The organism is Streptomyces sp. NPDC060209, from assembly GCF_042728155.1.
Taxonomy (GTDB): Bacteria; Actinomycetota; Actinomycetes; order Streptomycetales; family Streptomycetaceae; genus Streptomyces.
Genome location: NZ_JBHWZS010000570.1, coordinates 1 through 1,643 on the forward strand (window position 1 = coordinate 1; position 1,643 = coordinate 1,643).

1 protein-coding gene is annotated in these 1,643 nt (G+C 71.3%); it reads left to right on the forward strand.

The window, feature by feature from the left end; genetic code table 11:
• Positions 1 to 1,643: AMP-binding protein (locus tag ACFWFI_RS42625; RefSeq protein ID WP_387401338.1), on the forward strand; the 1,643-nt coding region annotated here is incomplete at both ends.

The following is a 1,643-nucleotide window of genomic DNA, read 5'->3' on the forward strand; positions in this document are numbered from 1 at the left end:
GGCGGGACGATCGAGATCGTCCGTGACGTCCTGGTCCTCGGCGAGCGCGAGGAGTGGGGAGGCCACATCGTCTCCACCGTCCCGTCCGCCTTCGCCGAACTCCTCGACCAGATCACCGGTCACGTCGGCCTGGACACGGTGGTGTTCGCCGGCGAGGCGCTGCCCGCCTCCCTGGTCACCCGTCTGCGGGACGTCCGGCCGGGCATCCGGATCATCAACGCCTACGGCCAGACCGAGTCCTTCTACGCCACCACCTTCGCCGTCCACGGCGAGGTCGCATGGGAGGGAAGCGGCGGCAGCGCGCCGATCGGGAAGCCGCTGGGCAACATGCGCGCCTACGTCCTGGGACCGGCTCTCCAGCCCGCCCCGGTCGGGGTGGTGGGCGAGCTGTACGTCGGCGGGAACGTCGGCCGGGGTTACCGCGGCCGCCCGGATCTGACCGCCGAGCGTTTCGTCGCCGACCCCTACGGCGAGCCCGGGTCGCGGATGTACCGCACGGGTGACCTGGCCCGCTGGAACGCGCAGGGCGAACTGGAGTACGTGGGACGGGGCGACAGCCAGGTCAAGGTCCGCGGCTTCCGCATCGAACCCGGCGAGGTCGAAGCCGCGATGGTGGCGCACCCCGGTGTCGCCCAGGCCGCGGTCGTCGTCCGGGCAGGAGCCGGCGGCGCCAAGCAGCTGGTGGGGTACGTCGTACCGGCCGGCGCCGAGCAGGGGAGCGCCGAGACCGTCGGCGAGACGGACTACGACCTGACGGCCGGGGTGTCCTCCCGTGACCTGCGCGCCTTCCTCGGCCAGCGTCTCCCGGAGTTCATGGTCCCGTCCGCGTTCGTCGTCATGGACCGCCTGCCGCTGATGCCCAACGGCAAGCTGGATCACAAGGCGCTTCCCGAGCCCGAGTTCACCGGTGGTGCCTACCGGGCACCGCGCACACCGCAGGAGAAGGCCCTCGCCGGCGTCTACGCCGATGTCCTCGGCCTGGACCGGGTCGGTGTCGACGACGACTTCTTCGCCGTCGGCGGCGACTCCATCCGCTCCATCCAGGTGGTCACCCGGGCCCGCGCCCAGGGCGTCGAGGTCAGCCCACGGCAGATCTTCGAGCAGCGCACCGTCGCCGAACTGGCCCTGGTGGCCCGCAGCACCGGAACCACCGTCACCCTGGAGGAGTTCGAGGGCGGCGGAGTCGGCAGCGTCCCCCTGCTCCCGATAGTCAAGTACATGACCGAACTCGGTGGTGGATACGACCGGTTCTCCATGTCCCTCGCCCTGGACCTGCCCCTGGGTATCGACGGGGACGGTCTGGCGGCGACGCTGGGTGCGGTCCTGGACCGGCACGACATCCTGCGTTCGCGTCTTTCCATGGACGAGGGCGGGGTCATCGAGATCGGCCCGGAGGGGTCGGTCGACGCCGCCGCTCTGGTCCACCGGATCGTGTGTGACGGTGTCTGGGACGAGGACTGGCAGCGGCGGGCCGAGGTCGCGCTGGACGAGGCGACCGGCCGTCTGGACACCGCCGCCGGTGTGGTGGCGCAGTTCGTCTGGTTCGATCCTTCGGACGCGGCGGTGGCCGGCCGGCTGCTGATCGTCCTGCACCACCTGGTGGTGGACGGGGTCTCATGGCGGATCCTGCTGCCCGACCTCGC